Origin of the sequence: Prochlorococcus sp. MIT 0701, from assembly GCF_000760295.1 — a bacterium.
Classification (GTDB): domain Bacteria; phylum Cyanobacteriota; class Cyanobacteriia; order PCC-6307; family Cyanobiaceae; genus Prochlorococcus.
In genome coordinates this window covers 85,988-104,349 of record NZ_JNBA01000039.1, presented here as the reverse complement: position 1 = coordinate 104,349, position 18,362 = coordinate 85,988, and the positions used below count along the sequence as shown (strand labels likewise).

Sequence of the window (18,362 nt, the reverse complement as noted above, 5' to 3'; positions counted from 1 at the left end):
TCTTTTCTATGGCACTAAGTTCACCAACTTGCCTGGCACAACGATGATCCGTCTAGGCGGTTGACCCTCCAACCATTTGGCGGCGATGTCACTTGTTAAGGCCAATTCTTCTAATTTGGTTTTGTCTGCGTTAGCAGGAACCTGGATTGTTCCACGTACCTTACCTTTGACTTGAATGACGAGGTCAATCGTTTCGAGTAAAAGTGCGCTTGGATCGATTACAGGCCACGATTGTTGATGGATGCTTCCTTCCCCATGGAGGTTCAACCAGAATTCTTCTGCAAGATGAGGAGCAAAGGGTGCCATTAATCGAACTAAAACTGAAAGAGCCTCTAAAGCCACTTCACTACGGACCTTATCTAGATGTCCACTCAAGGAGTTGGATAGCTTCATCAGTTCGGAGATGGCTGTATTCAATTGAATATCACCACTTAAGTCTTCAGTTATTGCTTCAATAGCCATATGAGTAGCTCTTCTCATATTGAGCTCTTCTTCACTGAGATTAGCTGAATCTATGATCAAGTTGGTGGAAGAGATGGAGATATTACCCTCTTCAGTTTTAGGCCATACGAAGCTATCAATCAGACGAATGAGTCGTTGCAGAAAACGAAATTGGCCTTCAACATCTGCATCATCCCATTCCAGATCTTTCTCTGGTGGCGCTTTAAAAAGAATAAACATTCTGGCGGTATCAGCTCCGTATCGATCGATCACAACGGCAGGATCAACACCATTATATTTTGATTTAGACATCTTTTCAAAAAGGATCTCTAGTTTATCTCCAGACTCTGGGTCCCTCGGATCACCTTCATCAGTAACAAGTTCAGGAGAAATATAACTGCCATTTTTAGTGTTGCGGTAGGTGAGCCCTTGAACCATCCCTTGAGTAAGCAATCGATTGAATGGTTCTTTAACGCTGATCAAGTTTCTATCGTGGAGTGCTTTGGTAAAAAAGCGTGCATACAGGAGATGGAGGATTGCATGTTCAATACCACCTACATATTGATCAACAGGCAACCATTCATCAACAATATCTTTATCAAATGGTCGTTTAGTATTGAGTGGATCAGCAAAACGTAGGTAATACCATGAAGAACACATAAAGGTGTCCATGGTGTCGGTCTCTCGAGAAGCGCTTTTCTGGCAACAAGGACATAACACTTGAACCCAATCTTGTTCTTGCGCTAGGGGGGATCCTCCTTTTCCAGAAAGATCTATGTCCCTAGGAAGGGTTACAGGAAGGTCCTCTTGCGGAACAGGAACTATTCCACAGCTTGCACAGTGAATGATTGGGATCGGGCAACCCCAGTAGCGCTGACGAGAAATGAGCCAGTCGCGCAAACGGTATTGCACTTTGCTTTGAGCCCAACCTTTAGACGCCCCATGGGTTGTAATCGCGACCTTCGCTTCCTCTGTGGAGAGGCCATTAAAGGCTCCGGAATTTATAAGTACTCCGGCTCCGGTCCAGGCTTGTCCATCATTGTGATGCTCGTCTGAATCTGGCATCTGCACCACAATGCGTATCGGCAGTTCGTGGCTGCGAGCAAAGATGAAATCCCTCTCATCATGAGCTGGTACTCCCATGACTGCTCCTGAGCCATAGTCAGCCAATACGTAATCGGCAATCCAAACTGGTAGTGATTCACCATTCACTGGGTTGATCACCTGTGCACCGATCGGAACCCCACGTTTTGGTTGGTCCTCAGCGGTGCGTTCTTTGACGCTGAGTTGGCTTATAAGGTCACAGAACGCAGTTACAGCAATACGTTGCTCCGGACTTGTTAGGGCTTCCACCAAGGGGTGCTCAGGTGCCAAAACCAAATAGCTTGCACCGTGAAGTGTGTCTGGCCGTGTTGTGAACACCGTGATGATTGAGTTGGTCTGACCAGCAACTCTGAACTTGATCTCAGCACCATGAGAGCGTCCAATCCAATTGGCTTGCATCGTGCGTACACGCTCGGGCCAACCAGTCAATTCATCAAGGTCATCAATTAACGCATCGGCATAGTCGGTGATTCTGAGAAACCATTGCTTGAGTTGTCGCTGTTCCACAAGAGCGCCTGATCGCCATGAACGACCCTCGCCATCGACCTGTTCATTAGCCAGAACAGTTTTGTCGACGGGATCCCAGTTGACTGTCGCTTCCTTCTGATAAGCCAATCCACCCGCAAAAAGTTCAAGGAACAACCACTGGGTCCAGCGGTAGTAGTCCTGATGGCAAGTCGCCTGTTGCCGGTCCCAGTCAATCGACAAACCCAGCCGATCAAGCTGGGCCCTCATTTGGGCAATATTTTGGTCTGTCCAATCACCTGGATCGACGTTTCTTGCGATGGCTGCATTCTCAGCTGGTAAGCCAAATGCATCCCATCCCATTGGGTGGAGTACCGCATCACCGCGCATGCGCTGCACCCTGGCAATCACATCGGTAATCACATAATTGCGTACATGGCCCATGTGCAGTTTCCCTGATGGATAAGGGAACATCGACAGGGCGTAAAAGCGTTTCTGGTTAGTTTCAGCGACTGGCGTTCGATCTAATCCTTGTCGTAACCACTCCTTTTGCCAACGCGTTTCAAGCTCAATAGGGTCATATCGAGCTGAGGAGTGGCTGGAGGCAGACGTTGAGGGGAAAGACTCCGTCACGAACAAGTTTCACCAACTTTCGATCGTGTCATAACAAGATGACGCTGGGGAGTTGAGTTAGCCCAGTGGACGAATTATCAGTACAGCCCGACGGTTAACCAGCACAGGTTGGGTCGATCCAGGCCGTTCCAGGGCAAGGAATTCCGGGTCCTGCCAAAGCAAGCGTCCTTCCAGTCGGAGCCCATCAGCTAATTCAAGACTGAGAGGGATCTCGTCCCTCACCCAACCTTGAATCAGACGAATCCCTGGAAGGCTGGGATTGAGAGGGGGGGGCTCCATAGGATTGGGATCGTTACATGCTGGTTATGTTGCAGTTCAGCAAATATCAGGGACTCGGCAACGACTTCCTACTGATTGATGGGCGTGAGGGTCAGTTGACTAAACAAGTAATAAATCCTGATCCAGCCTGGGTAAGAAAAATCTGTGATCGACACTTCGGGGTTGGAGCTGATGGGCTGATTCTTGCTTTGCCGCCTAGGGCTGATGGCGATCTGAGAATGCAGATTTTCAATGCTGATGGCAGCCAGGCCGAAATGTGTGGCAATGGCATCCGTTGCTTAACACGTTTCTTGGCTGATATCGACGGAGATTTGTTTGCTCAGCGGTGGAACATCGAAACCCTAGCAGGAATAATTTGTCCAATCTTGCAAGAAGATGGACAAATTTGCGTAGATATGGGATCTCCATTCTTAGATCCAGAATCGATACCTACCACCCTGACAATCGGCGCTGCTGGATTGCCCCAAGGCGAGTGCCACTTGGGTGGCACATCATTGAATGTTGCAGCTGTAGGAATGGGTAATCCCCATGTGATCGTGCCTGTTGAAGATCTTGAAAGTATTCCGTTTGAGAATTGGGGACAAAGTCTTGAAAAACATCAGGCTTTCCCAGCCAAAACAAATGTTCATTTCCTGAAAATACACAGCCCGAATCAACTTGAAATTCGGGTTTGGGAGCGTGGGTCGGGACCAACCCTGGCTTGTGGTACAGGAGCCTGTGCATCTCTTGTAGCAGCCTGTTTGCTAGGCCTTTCTGATGACAATGCGGAGGTTCTTTTGCCAGGAGGTGTATTACGGATCAGTTGGCCAGGACGTAGGGGTTCTGTTTTTATGACCGGGCCCGCTGAACCTGTTTTTGACGGGGTTTTAACACCTCTTCTCACACCAAGTCATAATGAGGTCTTACCTCAAGATGATCAGATCGCATTAGTTGAAGACATCGAATATTCAGCAAATATTAATAGCTCTAGAATGAATAGAGACTCCTATCTTGGAAAAGACAAAAAAACTGAGATTAATTCCCTTGACATGGTAAATGATTGTTTAAATAGTCCCTTATTAGAAAGCGTTATCACTCCTGCTGGTGATTCATTTGGATATCAAACTGGAATCGTTCTAGGAAGGGATGGTCAGATCTAGTTCGAGCCCATCTGAAATTTATCTCGATGCTTCTGCAACGACTCCACCTCGACAAGAGGTGATTCGACGCATCTTGGAAGTTCAGGAGAGTGTTTGGGGTAATCCCTCTAGTCTTCATGGCACAGGCCTGATCGCTGCTGAGTTACTTGAACGCAGTCGTCAGATGATCGCCTCATGCCTAATGGCTAGCGCAACCGAGGTTGTCTTGACCTCAGGAGCTACAGAATCTATTCATTTAGCCCTTTTGGGCATGGCTCGTTCCATGCAGTCGGGTCGTCTAGTGATCTCAGCGGTAGAACATCCTGCTGTTCTTGCAGCAGCTCAGGCCCTCAAGCATCAGGGTTGGGATGTGTGTTACTGGCCTGTTGATCCACTAGGTCGCGTCAAACTTGAGGATCTAGAACTCATGCTTGCTCCGCCAACACGATTGGTCTCAATCATCTGGGGGCAAAGTGAGGTCGGTACCATTCAACCTATTAAGACGATTGGCTTAGCTTGTAGGGAAAGGGGCATTGTTTTTCATACTGATGCCACTCAAGTTCTTAGTCAGGGACTACTTTCTTGGGCTGATCTGCCGATAGACTTATTAAGCGCATCAGCACACAAGTTTCAGGGACCTAAGGGAATTGGTTTGCTTCTATTACGACCTGAATTGATCGAGGTTTTACAACCTTTACAAGGTGGTGGTGGCCAAGAACAGGGGCTTCGGGCTGGTACAGAATCTGTCGCCTTAGCAGCAGGTATGGCGATAGCCCTTGAACAGTTGAAGCTATCCAGGCCAGGGTTCGCTGATGTTGAGATGGCCGATCAGGACAAAGTTCAAAGAATGCGTGACGCGTTGAGAATCAACCTGCAGACCTTGCCTGGACTTCACTTCACCGGCGATCCAATCAATCGTTTGCCTCACCATATATCCATGCTTGTGGGATCAGGAGATGACCAGCCCATCTCTGGTAGGGCTGTTGTGCGAGAACTTTCACGACTTGGTGTGGCAACAAGCAGTGGTAGTGCCTGTATGGCAGGGCAACCAAAAAATAGTGATGTACTGCAGGCCATGCAGATCAAACCTGAATGGCTTCAATCAGGATTACGTTTCTCTCTGGGTTCCTGGTTAGAAGAAACGCAGCTGCAACAGATTCCTGATTTGCTGCAACAGGCCATGATTGCTGCAGCCTCGACAGACTGAGCCTTACTTCTATTCCTTCAGTACCCCCCAAGCCTGTGATTACAACCCTTCCCGCTGATCTCCTCGCCGCAGAGAGCATGGTTTTGGAGGCTCTTCAAGCTTCTTTAAGGGATCAACCCCTGGGACGATGGGAGGTGACCTTGAAATTTGAGGGCTTGAAGTTGATGCCCGTGGCTATACGCCTGAGTCAAAATCTGCAAGAAAATGGCTTTGAGCCTGTTCTTGTTTGGCCTGATATGGGTGGTGCAGCTTTGGCTAAGCACAATGCTCCTGAGCTTGCCAATCAGATCTCTTCATTGAATGATTTGCTCGACAAGCAGAATGGAAATGACGATGATCGTATCTTTTTGGTTGTTGCACCACAGCCAACTGATTACGAGCAGTTTGAACTCCTATGCAATAAACATTCAGGCGCTGTTGTCATGCTGAACGGCCGTTTAGAAGATAGTGCTGTAGGAATTGGAGGTGTTGCTAGACAACGCAGACGAGGATTTCTATCCTTATGGCGCAAGGCCTATTGGCTTGAGCCATTGGAGTCTGGTGCTTTGATGCGTTCCCACCCAGGCGAATGGATCTTATTTCGTGCTGATGTTGATGGGTATCGAGAGACGACTACCTTCGAGCAGCGTCCAGATGCTGAAGCCATCGACGCTGCTCTTTTTGGCACTTAGGACATCAAGGAGACATGAGGCAAACAAAAGTAATTAGTTAATTGTTGGCGTCGTTTGAGAGACCAATGGTTGACTTGATCAATCGGATCGGTCTCCGTATGGTGCAGCTCTGAAGAGTTTTTATGAGTCGCCCAACCCTTTTCAAGCAATTCACCCCTATTGATGGGATTGCCGCAATCGTGGCACTCATCGCTCTGGGAGGGGTTCTGTGGAGCCCGAAGTTAAGTCATTCATTGGCCAGGGCATCAGGAGCAATGAGGCCAGTGCAGGTTTCTGTCGATGTTCGCAACGTGCCTACAGCTGAGCCCAATGGACTGATCGAAGCGGCATTGGCCCATGGCAGTACCAGCATCATTATTCGCAATCAACCTGCTGGTTCACTAAAACTTAAGAGCATCAAAGACCTCAGAAGCAAGCTGGTGGCGGTACAGCCGGACGGGTCTGTCGTAGTCGCAACAGATCCCAATTTGGCTGCCAACAGTGTTCTTGATGCTCGCTTCATACTTGAGGGTGATGGCACAATCGCCAAGACGGGAGTTGTGTTGGCTGGAACAAAACTCAAAATTGGCACACCAGTTGAGCTAGAGGGATCCACCTATCGAATCAACGGAACCGTTAGTGGTGTGAGTGTTCAATGAGCATTCCCCCCGCAGGCTTTCAGATCGCGAGGAGAAAGCATCCTCAATTGTTGATCAGAATTCTGGGAGCTGGGGGAATACTGATCGGTTCAACTGTTAGTGCGGCACCAGTTGTTCTTTCACCACCCCCTCCAGTTGCCATCCAGGGCTGGCCTTCTCTTCAATCTGGTCGACTCTGCCCTTCCTTGCAAAGGAGTTTCAAGTCCTTACTCGGCCAGGGCTCATCGGCATGGAGCGTGAGCGTTGTTGATCGTCACGGTCAGCTCCTTGCAGACATCAACGGAACAGTTGCAAAAGTTCCAGCCTCCAATCAGAAGTTGATTACAACGGCCTTTGCGCTCGATAAGCTCGGCCCTGATTTCAAGTTGCGCACCCAACTATTACGACGCCCTGATGGGGTACTTGAAATCACTGGTGAAGGAGATCCGGATCTTGGTATCAGGGAGATTCAACGCTTTGCGATGGCCGCCCTTGGTCACGGTGGGTCTCGCTCTTTTCGTTCTCGTGACGATCTCCAATTAACGATTCGGGAGGAGCCTCGTCAACACTGGTGGCCTAGTGATTGGCACCCAGCTGACCGTATTTATGCCTACGGAGCACCAATTACCCGTCTTGCGCTAACAAGCAATGCTTTAGATGTGGCTGTCCCCAATCCAATTGGTCGTTTACAACGCTTGCTTGAGCGCGAAATACATCGGCAGGGGGGCAAAGCTCACTTAAAGCTTGTTAACCACGACCAGGTGAAGACAAGTTCTACCCAGTCCGTTCTTCTTCATGAGGAAGATTCCGCACCGATGCATGCCTTGGTGAGTCTTGCCAATGCGGAGAGCCATAACTTCACGGCAGAGGTGTTGCTTCGACATGCCGCAGAAAGCTGGGATGTGAGGCTTGCCTCCAGGGAGGCTATGCGGTGGATGCAACGGCAAAATCTTCCTCTGACCGGGCTACGTATAGCCGATGGCAGCGGCCTCTCAAGGAACAACCGAATTAGCAGCCAAACTCTGGCGACTTTGTTGATGCGTATGGGACATCACCCACTTGCTCCCTACTACCAAGCTTCAATGGCCATAGCCGGACAGCGTGGAACCTTGCGCAGATTTTTTAGAGGTACTGCTCTAGAAGGGAGATTCTGGGGAAAAACCGGCACTCTCAATGGAGTGCGTTCAATCTCAGGAATTCTTGAGACTGCAGATGGTCCACGCTACGTGAGTGCATTAGCTAATGGCGCCAGCTCACCGAATACAACAATCGGCCTGTTGTTGAAGGCTACCCAACGCTTCAGCCCGTGTTCTTCATCGGTCTCAACCTCGAAGTAGCTCTACGCCCCCGGTTGATCGGCACGGCCTTGTCTGTGAGTTGATCAGCTGATCCGCGACTGTCATGACTGCTGATGGTTTGGATTTTTACCAGCTCTTGGCGACCAGCAATGATGACTTGAGCGATTTCTTTGAGGCGTTGCTCAAGTTCTCCAAGAGTCTGTTCGGCATAACGGTTAGCACCGTCCTGAACACCAGCTGCTTCATGACGACTGCGCTGAATAAGTGATTCACATTGCTGGTGTGTTTGCTGCCTGAACTGGAGAGCATCGTTATGTAGCCGTTCAGCTTCGTTCTGAGCTTCCTTCTGGAGTCGTGATCCCTCTCCTCTGATCTGATCAAGCTCTTGCATTGCTTGTTGCCGGTTGCGTTCGTGCTGTTCGGTCAGTTGCCTCTTGAAATCAATGGCTTCATGATCCAGTTGTTGTCGACGCTCCAGGGCCTCCTGCTCAAGATGCTGTCGACGGCTAGCGAACTGCTGCTCAAGCTGAGCAAGTTTCGACTGCATCTCATGTTCCAGCTGAGCAGATTGCTGCCTGGTTGCTTGTAGCAGCTGTTCGCATTGTTGGCGGCTCTGATCACGAAGCTCACAAACCTGTTTTTCCGCTTCTTGACGAATGGAAGCTGCATTGACCAATTGCTCGCGCTGTTGATTGGCCTGCTGAACAATCTCTTCGGCTTGCTTTCGCGCAGTTGTGATGAAATCGTCACGTTTTTGGAGCAACTGATCGGCCTGGTTCACTTGCCCCGGGAGGGTCTCTCGAACGGCATCAAGCACTTCGATCGCTTCCTGTTCATTCACTAGGCGACCGCCACTAAAGGGGATACGGCTGCCTTCCAGAACTATCTCTTCGAGTTGGTCGAGCTGTTCGAGAACGGTGAACCTAGGCTCGCTCATCACAGTTTTGTTTTAAACCTCAATTAAATAACCTGTGGAGGTCTTGTGCCACCACCTCAGGCACCATGTGATCAATATTGCCACCAAAACGGGCGACTTCCTTCACCATAGAACTACTGAGAAAGCTGTGATGAGCTGCAGTCGCAAGGAAGATTGTCTCAAAATCGGGAGCCAGGGAGCGGTTTGTATGGGCAATTTGGAGCTCATACTCAAAATCACTCATCGCCCGCAACCCACGCAGGATCAGATCAACCTGATTGTGACGAGCACAGCTCACTGTGAGGCCATCAAAGCTGATCACGCTTACACCCTTGCAATGTGCTGTTGCCACATGAATCTGGTCAAACCTCTGTTGCAAGGTGAATGCTGGCGTTTTGGCAGGGTTGCTTAAAACCGCCACCACAACCTCGCCGAAGAGTGCGCAGCCACGCTCAATCAAATCCAGATGACCAAGTGTTAAAGGGTCAAAGCTGCCGGGGTAAAGGGCCCTCATGATCGAATCAAACCACTTCTGGATCCTATGCAGGGAGGTGCTGCTTAGAGTTGGTAGATCTGATGAGATGCTCAATGGCACTGGATCTAGAAGCGAAAAAGGTTTTGCTTCGCAAAATCCCCCATGGTCTTTTTATTTGTGGCGTCCGCGAAGGTGATGAAATCAACGGCTTTACAGCAAGTTGGGTGACTCAAGGGTCGTTCGAACCTCCCCTTGTTGTTATGGCAGTTCGATCAGAGGGAAGCAGTCATGGAATGATCGAGCGTACGAAGCGTTTCTCGCTCAATATGCTTAGGGCTGATCAGAAAGAACTTGCAGCAGTTTTCTTCAAGCCTCAGTCGGCGATGGGAGGGCGCTTTGAGTCAGCCCCCTTTCGTTTTGGCGAATTGGGTCTACCCCTACTAGAAGATGCGATTGGAGGAGTTGAGTGTGAACTTGTGGGCCAGATCGTCCATGGAGATCACACTGTGTTCGTCGGAGAAGTGAGGTCAGCCCATCTAAATCAGGATGGGGATGCGCTTAACCTCGCTTCAACGGGGTGGTCCTACGGCGGTTGATAATAATTTGATCAACGCTTCTCAGCGCACCATCCTTTTAAAGGATGAAAACAGACTTGAGCAAAGGCTTAAGGAGATTCCAGCTGAACCTGGTTGTTATCTCATGCGTGATGGAGAAGACCGATTGTTGTATGTGGGCAAATCAAAATGTCTGCGAAATAGAGTAAGAAGTTATTTTCGAGTTGGCAGTGATCATGGGGCTCGGATTCGATTAATGGTGCGGCAAATTGTTGACATTGAATTTATCGTTACAGATAGCGAGGCTGAATCACTAGTCCTGGAATCCAACCTGATTAAAAATCAACAACCACATTTTAATGTACTGTTGAAAGATGACAAGAAATATCCTTATATTTGCATCACCTGGAGTGAGGAGTATCCACGAATCTTTATCACAAGACGGCGCCGTTTCCGAAATCAGAATGATCGCTTCTATGGCCCATATGTGGATGTAGGACTGTTGCGTAGAACATTATTTTTAGTCAAACGTTCATTCCCGCTGCGACAACGACCACGTCCATTGCATCATGATCGAACCTGCCTTAACTATTCAATTGGACGTTGCCCTGGTGTTTGCCAGCAGAAGATCACAGCAAAGGATTACCAACAAGTTCTTCGTAAAGTTGCAATGGTTTTTCAGGGCAGGAATCAAGAACTTAAGCATTTGCTCGAGGAACAAATGGAACGTTATTCAGATCGAATGGACTATGAATCAGCAGCTAATATAAGGGATCAAATTAAAGGCTTAGAACAGCTTACAGAAGAACAGAAGATGAGTTTACCGGATTCAACTGTAAGCCGAGATGTACTTGCTGTAGCAAGCGATCATAGGGTTGCTGCAGTTCAGCTTTTTCAGATGCGTGCAGGCAAACTTGTTAATCGGCTCGGCTTTACTGCTGATGCAGCTGGGCAGACACCTGGAAGTGTTCTTCAACGAGTTATTGAAGAATATTACAGTCAAGTAGATGCCGTAGAGGTGCCGCCAGAAGTTCTTGTTCAGCACCCCTTACCACAGCATGAGTTGTTAGTTGATTGGCTCAGTGAGCAACGAGGACGACGTGTGCAAATCAACTGTCCACAACGTCAAACGAAAGCAGAATTGATTGAACTTGTTGAACGCAATGCAGTATTTGAACTTTCTCGTGCAAAGAGTGGTCAGCAGCAACAGGAATTGGCAACAGAGGACCTTGCCCAATTGCTTGAGCTTACGAAACAGCCAAGAAGAATAGAAGGATATGATATTAGTCATATCCAAGGAAGTGATGCTGTTGCATCACAGGTTGTATTTATCGATGGACTACCCGCTAAACAGCATTACCGAAAGTATAAAATTAAAAGTAGTAGTATCAAATCAGGCCATAGCGATGACTTTATGGCGATGGCTGAGATTATGCGTCGTCGCTTTCGTCGTTGGGCAAGAGTGAAGCAAGAAGGATCAAATTTTGAACACCTGCAGCGCAGCAGTGGCAGCACCTTGCAGACAGATGGCCTCAACGATTGGCCTGATGTGGTGATGATTGATGGTGGCAAAGGGCAGCTTTCATCAGTCATGGAAGCATTACGTGAGCTTGACCTTCATCAGGATCTCGTCGTTTGTTCTTTGGCAAAGCAGCATGAACAGATCTATGTACCTGGACAAAGCAAACCATTGGATTCAGAACCTGATCAGCTGGGTGTTGTCCTTTTAAGGCGGCTTCGGGATGAAGCACATCGCTTTGCCGTGAGTTATCACCGCCAACAAAGAGGAGTAAGAATGAAACGATCTCGCCTTACAGACATCCCTGGACTTGGGCCTAGGCGTGTCCGTGACCTTCTTGCCCACTTTCAATCCATTGATGCTATTCAGTTAGCTAGCGTCCAGCAAATTAGTCAAGCACCAGGTCTTGGTCCTGCACTTGCCTTACAGGTTTGGACCTATTTTCACCCTGAAGCCGATAAGGCTATGGAGGAGGTTGCCTGATCAAGACGGATCATTTTTCAATTCTTCAGTACTTCCTCATCTCAGCTGATTGCTGATAGTTATCCATGACGTTTCCTCCCGAGGCATACCTGTGGTTCAAAACCCTCCACATTGTTGGGGTTGTGGTTTGGTTCGCTGGCCTCTTTTATCTTGTGCGCTTGTTTATCTATCACGTGGAAGCAGCTGAATTTGAACCAACTGTCAAAAAAGCATTTGAAGAACAGTACAAGCTGATGGAACGGCGATTGGCAAATATCATCACCACTCCAGGGATGATTCTTGCCGTTTCCATGGCTGTTGGATTGCTGATCACCCAGCCAAGTTGGCTTCATCAAACTTGGATGCAAGCAAAGCTTGCTTTGGTGGCTGGGCTACTCGCCTACCACATTTTCTGCTATCGGCTGATGGGTCAGTTGAATGGTGGGGTATGCAGCTGGAGCGCCCGTCAGCTTCGGGCCCTAAATGAACTTCCAACTCTCATCTTAGTTCTAGTAGTGATGCTGGTTGTCTTCAAAAACCAGTTTCCAACAGGTGCCGCTACTTGGTTGATCGTGGGCCTTGTGCTGTTTATGGCGGCATCAATTCAGTTTTATGCCCGGTGGCGGCGATTAAGACTCAATCGGCAAATATAAAGTTCTCTAAAATCATGGCTAATGTTTCTCATCCTCTAAGGGAAATCTTCTTGGGTGTTGGTCCTGAGAGTTGTCCAAATATTTTGAATTTCCACTGTCATACCATTTGCAGTGATGGCAGCCTTGAGCCAGAGCTTTTAATTGCCCAAGCAAGCGAAAGAGGTTTGCAACATATAGCAGTCACAGATCACCACAATACGCATGCCTATCATCCCATGAAGGAATGGCTTGCTAAGCGAAGTGATCAAGGATTACCAGTGCCAAGACTTTGGAGTGGTTTAGAAATCAGTTGTTTGTTGAAAGGTTGTCTCGTCCATGTACTGGCTCTTGGCTTTGAGGTTGGACATCGCGCTCTTTACAACTACTGCCAAGACAACTCTCCAATCGGGGGATCATTGCAGGCTAAAGCTGTAAAGACGGCGATTCATCAGGCTGGAGGGTTGGCAGTGCTAGCCCATCCAGCTCGATACCGCATCAGTCATACTGAGCTCATAGAAGCAGCCGCTGAACTTGGCTTCGATGCAGGTGAAGCATGGTATGACTATGACTTTCAGACTCAATGGCGTCCTACACCATTCATATGTGAAGCAATAGATGATCAATTACAGAATCTTGGCCTTATGCGTACATGTGGCACTGACACACATGGATTTGACCTTGGTGGACGCTGATTTACAACGATCTCCTATTCTATGGCCATAGATCGTAAGACAAGCGCAAATCAGCTAGGGCTGTGAAATCCTATTCACATAATTATGGAGAAGCTTGCTAATGGATAAAATCTCTAAGACCTAAATATGAATATACTTCCACTCCCCAATAGAGACCTGGACTCGTCATATTAAAATCCTAGATGTTTATTGTTTTCAATAACTATTGGTTGATTGCATGGATGATGTCTTCAAAAGCTCAATAGAGTAAAACCTTAATAGTGATTATATTGCTGAAGACACAAGCATGTCTAACGAGCTGGGTACATCAATGAATTCTCTGGTCAATTATTTCTTTTGCGTTTGACTTTAGCTATAGATAAAATTAAAGCGAGGTGTGATTTACTTAAAATATTGGCGCATAGAGAATAGCATATAAGAATTAACTCTTATAGCGTATTGCTTTAGCGGCTAGAAATTATCAGGCCTTGATTCAATCTGAGCCTCACTGGTATGAACAAGTTGTTTTAGTATTGCCATCTTTTCTAGTGATGCTGATTTCCACATGCCACGGTTTGCCGCTTCAAGTAAGCGTTCGGCCATATCTCTAAGAACCCATGGATTATTTTCTTGGAGGAAACGTTGAATATCTTTTTCTTCTAGCCATTGCTCACAAAGAGCGTTATAACACCAATCTGGAATACGATCAGTAGTTGCATCGTAAGCGAAGAGATAATCCAAGCTTGCACCCATTTCAAATGCTCCCTTGTATCCGTGTTGTTTCATTCCATCGATCCAGCGTGGATTCAACAATCTGCTTCGTACGACTTTGTCGATTTCACGTTCAAGTCGACTTAGCCTTGGACGCTCACGTCGAGAATGATCTCCGAACCAAAGGTCAGGACGTCGCCCTGAGGTCACTTCCACAGCAGTTGCTAATCCACCGTGAAATTGGTAGTAATCATCTGAATCGAGGAGATCATGCTCGCGGTTGTCTTGGTTGTGAAGCACAACCTGCACATCCTGCAAGCTGCGCTCAAGCCCCTCTCGATCAAGGCTTGGATTAGATGTACCGTCGTATCGCCATTGGCTCCAGCTCAGATACGCCTCGCCAAGATCAGAACGATCTTCCCAAGATCCAGAGTCAATTAATGCTTGAAGTCCCGCGCCATAGGCCCCAGGAGCAGAGCCATAGATTCTTCCTTGAGGTCCGTGCTTGCGCGTGGTTGCTGCCAAGGGATTTAATTTTTCATCTTCTTCTAGATTTGAGATAAGTTTTTGAGCCTGATGCACCCAACTCACGAGTTGGGGAAATGCGTCACGAAAGAGACCTGAAATCCTCAGGACCACGTCAACCCTTGGACGTCCAAGAAGGCTTAAGGGGATCACCTCTAGATCAATCATTCGCCGACTGGGACCATCCCAAACAGGTCGAACACCGATCAATGCCATCAGTTGCGCAATGTCCTCGCCGCCATTGCGCATGGTCGCTGTTCCCCATACAGAAAGCGCAAGATGAGTTAGTGGCTCACCATGCTCAAGTAGATGTAAGTTCAACAACTGTTCAGAACTTCGCTGCCCCAGGTCCCAAGCTGCTTCTGTAGGCAGTCCACGTAGATCAACTGAATAAAAGTTTCGACCAGTAGGAAGTACTTCTGGGCGTCCACGAGTTGGTGCTCCTGAAGGCCCGCTTGCTATGCGGCGTCCAGAAACAGCTTTTAGGAGTGCTTCATGTTCTTTCGTCGCACTAGTGATAAGCCGAGGCCAGAGGTCATGTTGGATTAGTGAAAGTAGTGGATCATTTTTAGAAGACTTGAACCAGTCTCGTAGTGGCTTTACAAGTAAATATTGGCCTTTGTCCTTCTTCTGTTCAATCATTTTTGTGTCTAGAAGAGCATTTAAAAACATCAAAGCTTGTTCTTCGATCCATGCCACTGCATCTCCTATTCGACGAGGATTGTCCAGTCCAAGGCTGATTAAAATTTGAGTATCATGGTTGGAAAGGAACTCACCTTCTTCATCACACCAGGGATCACAGTTCAATTCGAGGCGCTTAGCGATGGCCTGTGTTAGACCTGGCTGATCCGAAGAAGGTGAGCGAGCTATTGCCAGCAATAGTTCAACAGCAATCTTATGAGTTGGTACCTGGCCAAACCGATGCAAACCTGTTCGAATTTGAGACTCCTTAAGTTCACAAAGATATGCCTCAGCTTGATCAAGACTTTTGATTAGTGAATCACGGCAACTTTCTGAGTTATCGAACACATCAGGCAGCCCAGGAAAATGATTTAAGCGTAGAAGATTTAACAATTCTTCCTCAAGTCTCTGCACTCGTTTGGCTCCCAACTGGGTGGCCTCGACATATTCATCCAACAAAGACTCAAGCCTAAGTAAGTCTCCATGAAGTCCGGCTCGACCAAGGGGTGGTGTGAGGTGATCGATAATCACAGCTGCTCCACGGCGTTTTGCTTGAGATCCTTCTCCAGGGTCATTAACAATGAATGGATAAATATGTGGTACTACTCCAAGGGCTAGATTTGGATAGCAGGATTGGCTAAGACCTACACCTTTACCTGGCAACCATTCGGCACTTCCATGTTTACCAACGTGTATCAACAGATTGGTTGCTTGTACTTGTCGCATCCAAAGATATTGAGCGAGGTATCGATGAGGTGGTGGTAGATCGGGTGAATGCAGGTCAGCAATTTCATTGCTGTCGTAGCCACGACTCGGCTGAATCAATACCACGACCTGTCCAAAACGGATGCCATGAATAGCAAAACCATCGTCTTCGAGATCCTCAGCTTGTTCAGGTAAACCCCAACGTTTAACAATCGGCTCACATGCTTCTGCTGGCAAGGTTTTCCACCACTTCAAATACTGTGAAAGTGAGAGATATGACAGAGGTTGTCGATTTTGGCTTTCTGGATCATTGGTACGGGATCTGAGTAGATATTTCATCAATTCCTGGCCATCGGCAGGAATTGGTTCGCAACCGAGGTCATGTCCGCTCTCTTGCAACCACCTCAAAATGGAAGCTGTACTTGCAGGAGTATCCAGCCCTACTCCATTAGCAAGTCGCCCATCGCGGACGGGGTAATTGGCCAGAACAAGACTGATGTGTCGTTGGTTGGGCTGAGATTGTTGAAGATTGATCCAGGCCTTTATATGACTGACCGCCCATATCAGTCCGTCATCATCAGGCTCCATGACCTGTACAGCAGTGGCGAGTGAGGAATTCGCCTGAATAGTTGAACGAAAAGCACCTGGCCGAGAAGTGATCCGTCCATCCAGTTCTGGAAGAACCACTTGCAATGAAAGATCTAGAGGATCTAACCCTCTACTGCTGTTGATCCATTCGTTGCGGGTGCGACCGCTGCTGAGCACCTGAACAACCGGTACATCCAAGGCCTCCCATAGATCTGAACCAAGCCCAGCTTCTTGAAACTGCACCGATGCAAACGAGGTGGTCGTCATCACTGCAGCGACGTTCTGTTGCTTAAGCAGGTGTTTCACGCCTTGCTGAACGGCAGGATCTCTAAGGCTGCTGACCCAGAGAGCACGCGGGACTAACCCTTGCGCACGAAGATGCCTATTAAGGGCTTCTGGAAAGGCAAGATCACCGGCCTGAGAAAGGGCTCGGTAAAGCACAACTCCCACCTTGGGTCCATCTTCCTGTCGCCAATCCCAAGGTGAAGGGTCAACCATCGCTTTCAACACGATCTGATCAAGATCGATGGGTGTGCCTACGAGAAGTTGATCAATGACCCCCAGAAACATCGCCATATTGTCCACACCTCCTTCACGCATGAGCTGAGCGAGCCGATCAGCCAATGGGATGGGGTGGCTACCTAGGGAATGAAGCTCAAAGTCCAGATCATTAGTGCCAGAAAGAATCAGCAATTGACGGGACGAGGCTTGTTGTTGCCAAATCCTGAGTTGTTCAAGCCCATAACTCCAGTGACCCCGACCCCCAAGAAGGCGCACAACGATGAACTGGGCTTTTGCTGCCGTCGTAGCGAGATAGTGATCAACCTGAGCTGGATGGTCAAGCGCGGCGAGCGGTAGAGCGCGAATACGACCCTTCCACGCGTGTTGTGATGGAACCTCTAGAACAGAGGCAAGAGTCGAGATATCTGTTCTTGCACTGGTCAGTAGAAGGATTTGTGCCTGTGGTTGTTCAACAAGGAGCACCTCCTCGGCTGGTCCTTCTCCTGGCAGGCTTGCTAATCGATGCATTGGCTCATTGTTTGGCTGGAAATGCCACGTGTGAGACGAGGTAATGAGAAGATTTGGCCATTAGGGACCTATCCAAGTAATGCATCAGTTCCTGCCTTATGCCTGGTTCCAGGGAGCTTGTGTTCCATTCGAGGATGCCAAGATTTCTGTCGCCACTCATGCATTGCACTACGGCACAGGCGCTTTCGGAGGTATGCGTGCCATACCTGATCCCCAAAACAGCAACACCATGTTGCTCTTTAGGGCAGACCGTCATGCCAGAAGACTCAGTCAAAGTGCTCGATTGTTGCTGACGGAACTCAGCGAGACAAAAATTCTCTCAGCACTTGAGGCGATGTTGCAGGCGAATCGACCAACCACTCCCATTTATCTGCGACCATTCGTCTACACCAGCGATCTAGGCATTGCCCCGCGACTCCACAATATTGAATCTGACTTCCTTATCTATGGTCTAGAGCTTGGCGACTACCTATCTCCAGAAGGAGTGAGCTGCCGGATCAGTAGCTTTACACGCCAAGAGGATCGCTCACTGCCGCTACGAGGCAAGATCAGTGGTGCTTACATCACAAGCTCTCTAGCAAAAACAGAGGCGGTCTTAAGTGGATTCGATGAAGCGTTGTTGCTCAATAGCAGAGGCAAGATCAGTGAAGCGAGTGGCATGAACCTATTCCTGGTAAGGGATGGTCAGTTGATTACCCCTGGGGTTGATCAAGACATTTTGGAAGGGATCACGCGATCAAGTGTCCTTGAACTGGCGCGTGTGATGGGCTTATCTGTGATTGAACGGCCTGTGGACAAAACGGAACTATTTATTGCTGATGAGGTGTTCCTTACTGGAACAGCTGCAAAAATAACGCCAATACGTCAGCTTGAATCAACCATATTGTCTACAGAACGTCCGATTATGAATGCTCTTCGAGACCGTCTATTGGAGATAACTCAAGGACGTGATAAGGATTATGAGCACTGGATAACACGTATTTGTATGACTAAAGACTGATTGTTGAGAAGACCAACCGATCTATCAGTAAGGGGCTATCTAGGTAGGATCACTTCAAAGC

General features: G+C 48.2%; 15 protein-coding genes. 10 read left to right on the top strand and 5 right to left on the bottom strand.

Annotated elements, in window-relative coordinates; genetic code table 11:
- Positions 1-6 precede the first annotated feature (6 nt).
- Together leuS and EV12_RS10735 are read right to left on the bottom strand one after the other, a co-directional pair.
- On the bottom strand, positions 7-2,643 hold the full coding sequence (gene leuS, locus EV12_RS10740) for a leucine--tRNA ligase (RefSeq protein WP_036915179.1): 2,637 nt from the start codon (positions 2,641-2,643) through the stop codon (positions 7-9).
- Between the two features lie 57 nt (positions 2,644-2,700).
- Positions 2,701-2,922, bottom strand: a complete 222-nt coding sequence (locus tag EV12_RS10735) for an Hfq-related RNA-binding protein (protein WP_036915177.1) — start codon at positions 2,920-2,922, stop codon at positions 2,701-2,703.
- A 26-nt stretch (positions 2,923-2,948) separates the two neighbouring features.
- Here EV12_RS10735 and dapF point away from each other — a divergent pair, with 26 nt between their 5' ends.
- The 5 genes from dapF (at position 2,949) to EV12_RS10710 (ending at position 7,872) form a co-directional block, all read left to right on the top strand.
- Entirely contained in the window at positions 2,949-4,061 is a 1,113-nt protein-coding gene (gene dapF / locus EV12_RS10730; RefSeq protein ID WP_036915728.1) for a diaminopimelate epimerase, read from the top strand.
- Positions 4,048-5,247 (top strand): cysteine desulfurase family protein, encoded by a 1,200-nt coding sequence (locus EV12_RS10725; RefSeq protein ID WP_036915176.1) that lies wholly within the window; start codon positions 4,048-4,050, stop codon positions 5,245-5,247. The genes dapF and EV12_RS10725 overlap by 14 nt, the downstream gene beginning before the upstream one ends.
- Before the next feature lie 35 nt (positions 5,248-5,282).
- Positions 5,283-5,918, top strand: coding sequence for a DUF1995 family protein (locus EV12_RS10720; protein WP_072014312.1), 636 nt, complete (start codon positions 5,283-5,285; stop codon positions 5,916-5,918).
- Positions 5,919-6,040: 122 nt separating this feature from the next.
- Positions 6,041-6,556: a DUF4330 domain-containing protein gene (locus EV12_RS10715; protein WP_036915175.1), complete on the top strand. Its 516-nt coding sequence runs from the start codon at positions 6,041-6,043 to the stop codon at positions 6,554-6,556.
- Positions 6,553-7,872, top strand: coding sequence for a D-alanyl-D-alanine carboxypeptidase/D-alanyl-D-alanine-endopeptidase (locus tag EV12_RS10710; protein ID WP_036915173.1), 1,320 nt, complete (start codon positions 6,553-6,555; stop codon positions 7,870-7,872). The genes EV12_RS10715 and EV12_RS10710 overlap by 4 nt, the downstream gene beginning before the upstream one ends.
- Here EV12_RS10710 and EV12_RS10705 read toward each other — a convergent pair.
- Entirely contained in the window at positions 7,835-8,770 is a 936-nt protein-coding gene (locus tag EV12_RS10705) for a hypothetical protein (RefSeq protein WP_036915172.1), read from the bottom strand. The genes EV12_RS10710 and EV12_RS10705 overlap by 38 nt on opposite strands.
- Positions 8,771-8,789: 19 nt before the next feature.
- On the bottom strand, positions 8,790-9,263 hold the full coding sequence (coaD, locus tag EV12_RS10700) for a pantetheine-phosphate adenylyltransferase (protein ID WP_036915724.1): 474 nt from the start codon (positions 9,261-9,263) through the stop codon (positions 8,790-8,792).
- A 74-nt stretch (positions 9,264-9,337) separates the two neighbouring features.
- On the opposite strand from coaD, the gene EV12_RS10695 reads away from it, so the two are divergent.
- From EV12_RS10695 to EV12_RS10680, 4 genes are all read left to right on the top strand, one after another.
- Entirely contained in the window at positions 9,338-9,820 is a 483-nt protein-coding gene (locus EV12_RS10695) for a flavin reductase family protein (RefSeq protein WP_036915170.1), read from the top strand.
- On the top strand, positions 9,777-11,780 hold the full coding sequence (uvrC, locus tag EV12_RS10690; RefSeq protein WP_036915169.1) for an excinuclease ABC subunit UvrC: 2,004 nt from the start codon (positions 9,777-9,779) through the stop codon (positions 11,778-11,780). Before EV12_RS10695 ends, uvrC begins: the two co-directional genes overlap by 44 nt.
- Positions 11,781-11,845: 65 nt before the next feature.
- Positions 11,846-12,412, top strand: a complete 567-nt coding sequence (gene hemJ, locus EV12_RS10685) for a protoporphyrinogen oxidase HemJ (RefSeq protein WP_036915167.1) — start codon at positions 11,846-11,848, stop codon at positions 12,410-12,412.
- A gap of 14 nt (positions 12,413-12,426) precedes the next feature.
- A complete protein-coding gene (locus tag EV12_RS10680; RefSeq protein ID WP_036915166.1) occupies positions 12,427-13,083 on the top strand; it encodes a PHP domain-containing protein in 657 nt (218 codons plus the stop codon).
- A 450-nt stretch (positions 13,084-13,533) separates the two neighbouring features.
- On the opposite strand, the gene cobN is transcribed toward EV12_RS10680, so the two are convergent.
- Positions 13,534-17,301, bottom strand: coding sequence for a cobaltochelatase subunit CobN (cobN, locus tag EV12_RS10675; protein ID WP_036915165.1), 3,768 nt, complete (start codon positions 17,299-17,301; stop codon positions 13,534-13,536).
- A 79-nt stretch (positions 17,302-17,380) separates the two neighbouring features.
- Between cobN and EV12_RS10670 the strand changes: the two genes are divergently transcribed.
- On the top strand, positions 17,381-18,301 hold the full coding sequence (locus EV12_RS10670) for a branched-chain amino acid transaminase (protein WP_036915163.1): 921 nt from the start codon (positions 17,381-17,383) through the stop codon (positions 18,299-18,301).
- The last annotated feature ends 61 nt before the right edge of the window (positions 18,302-18,362 follow it).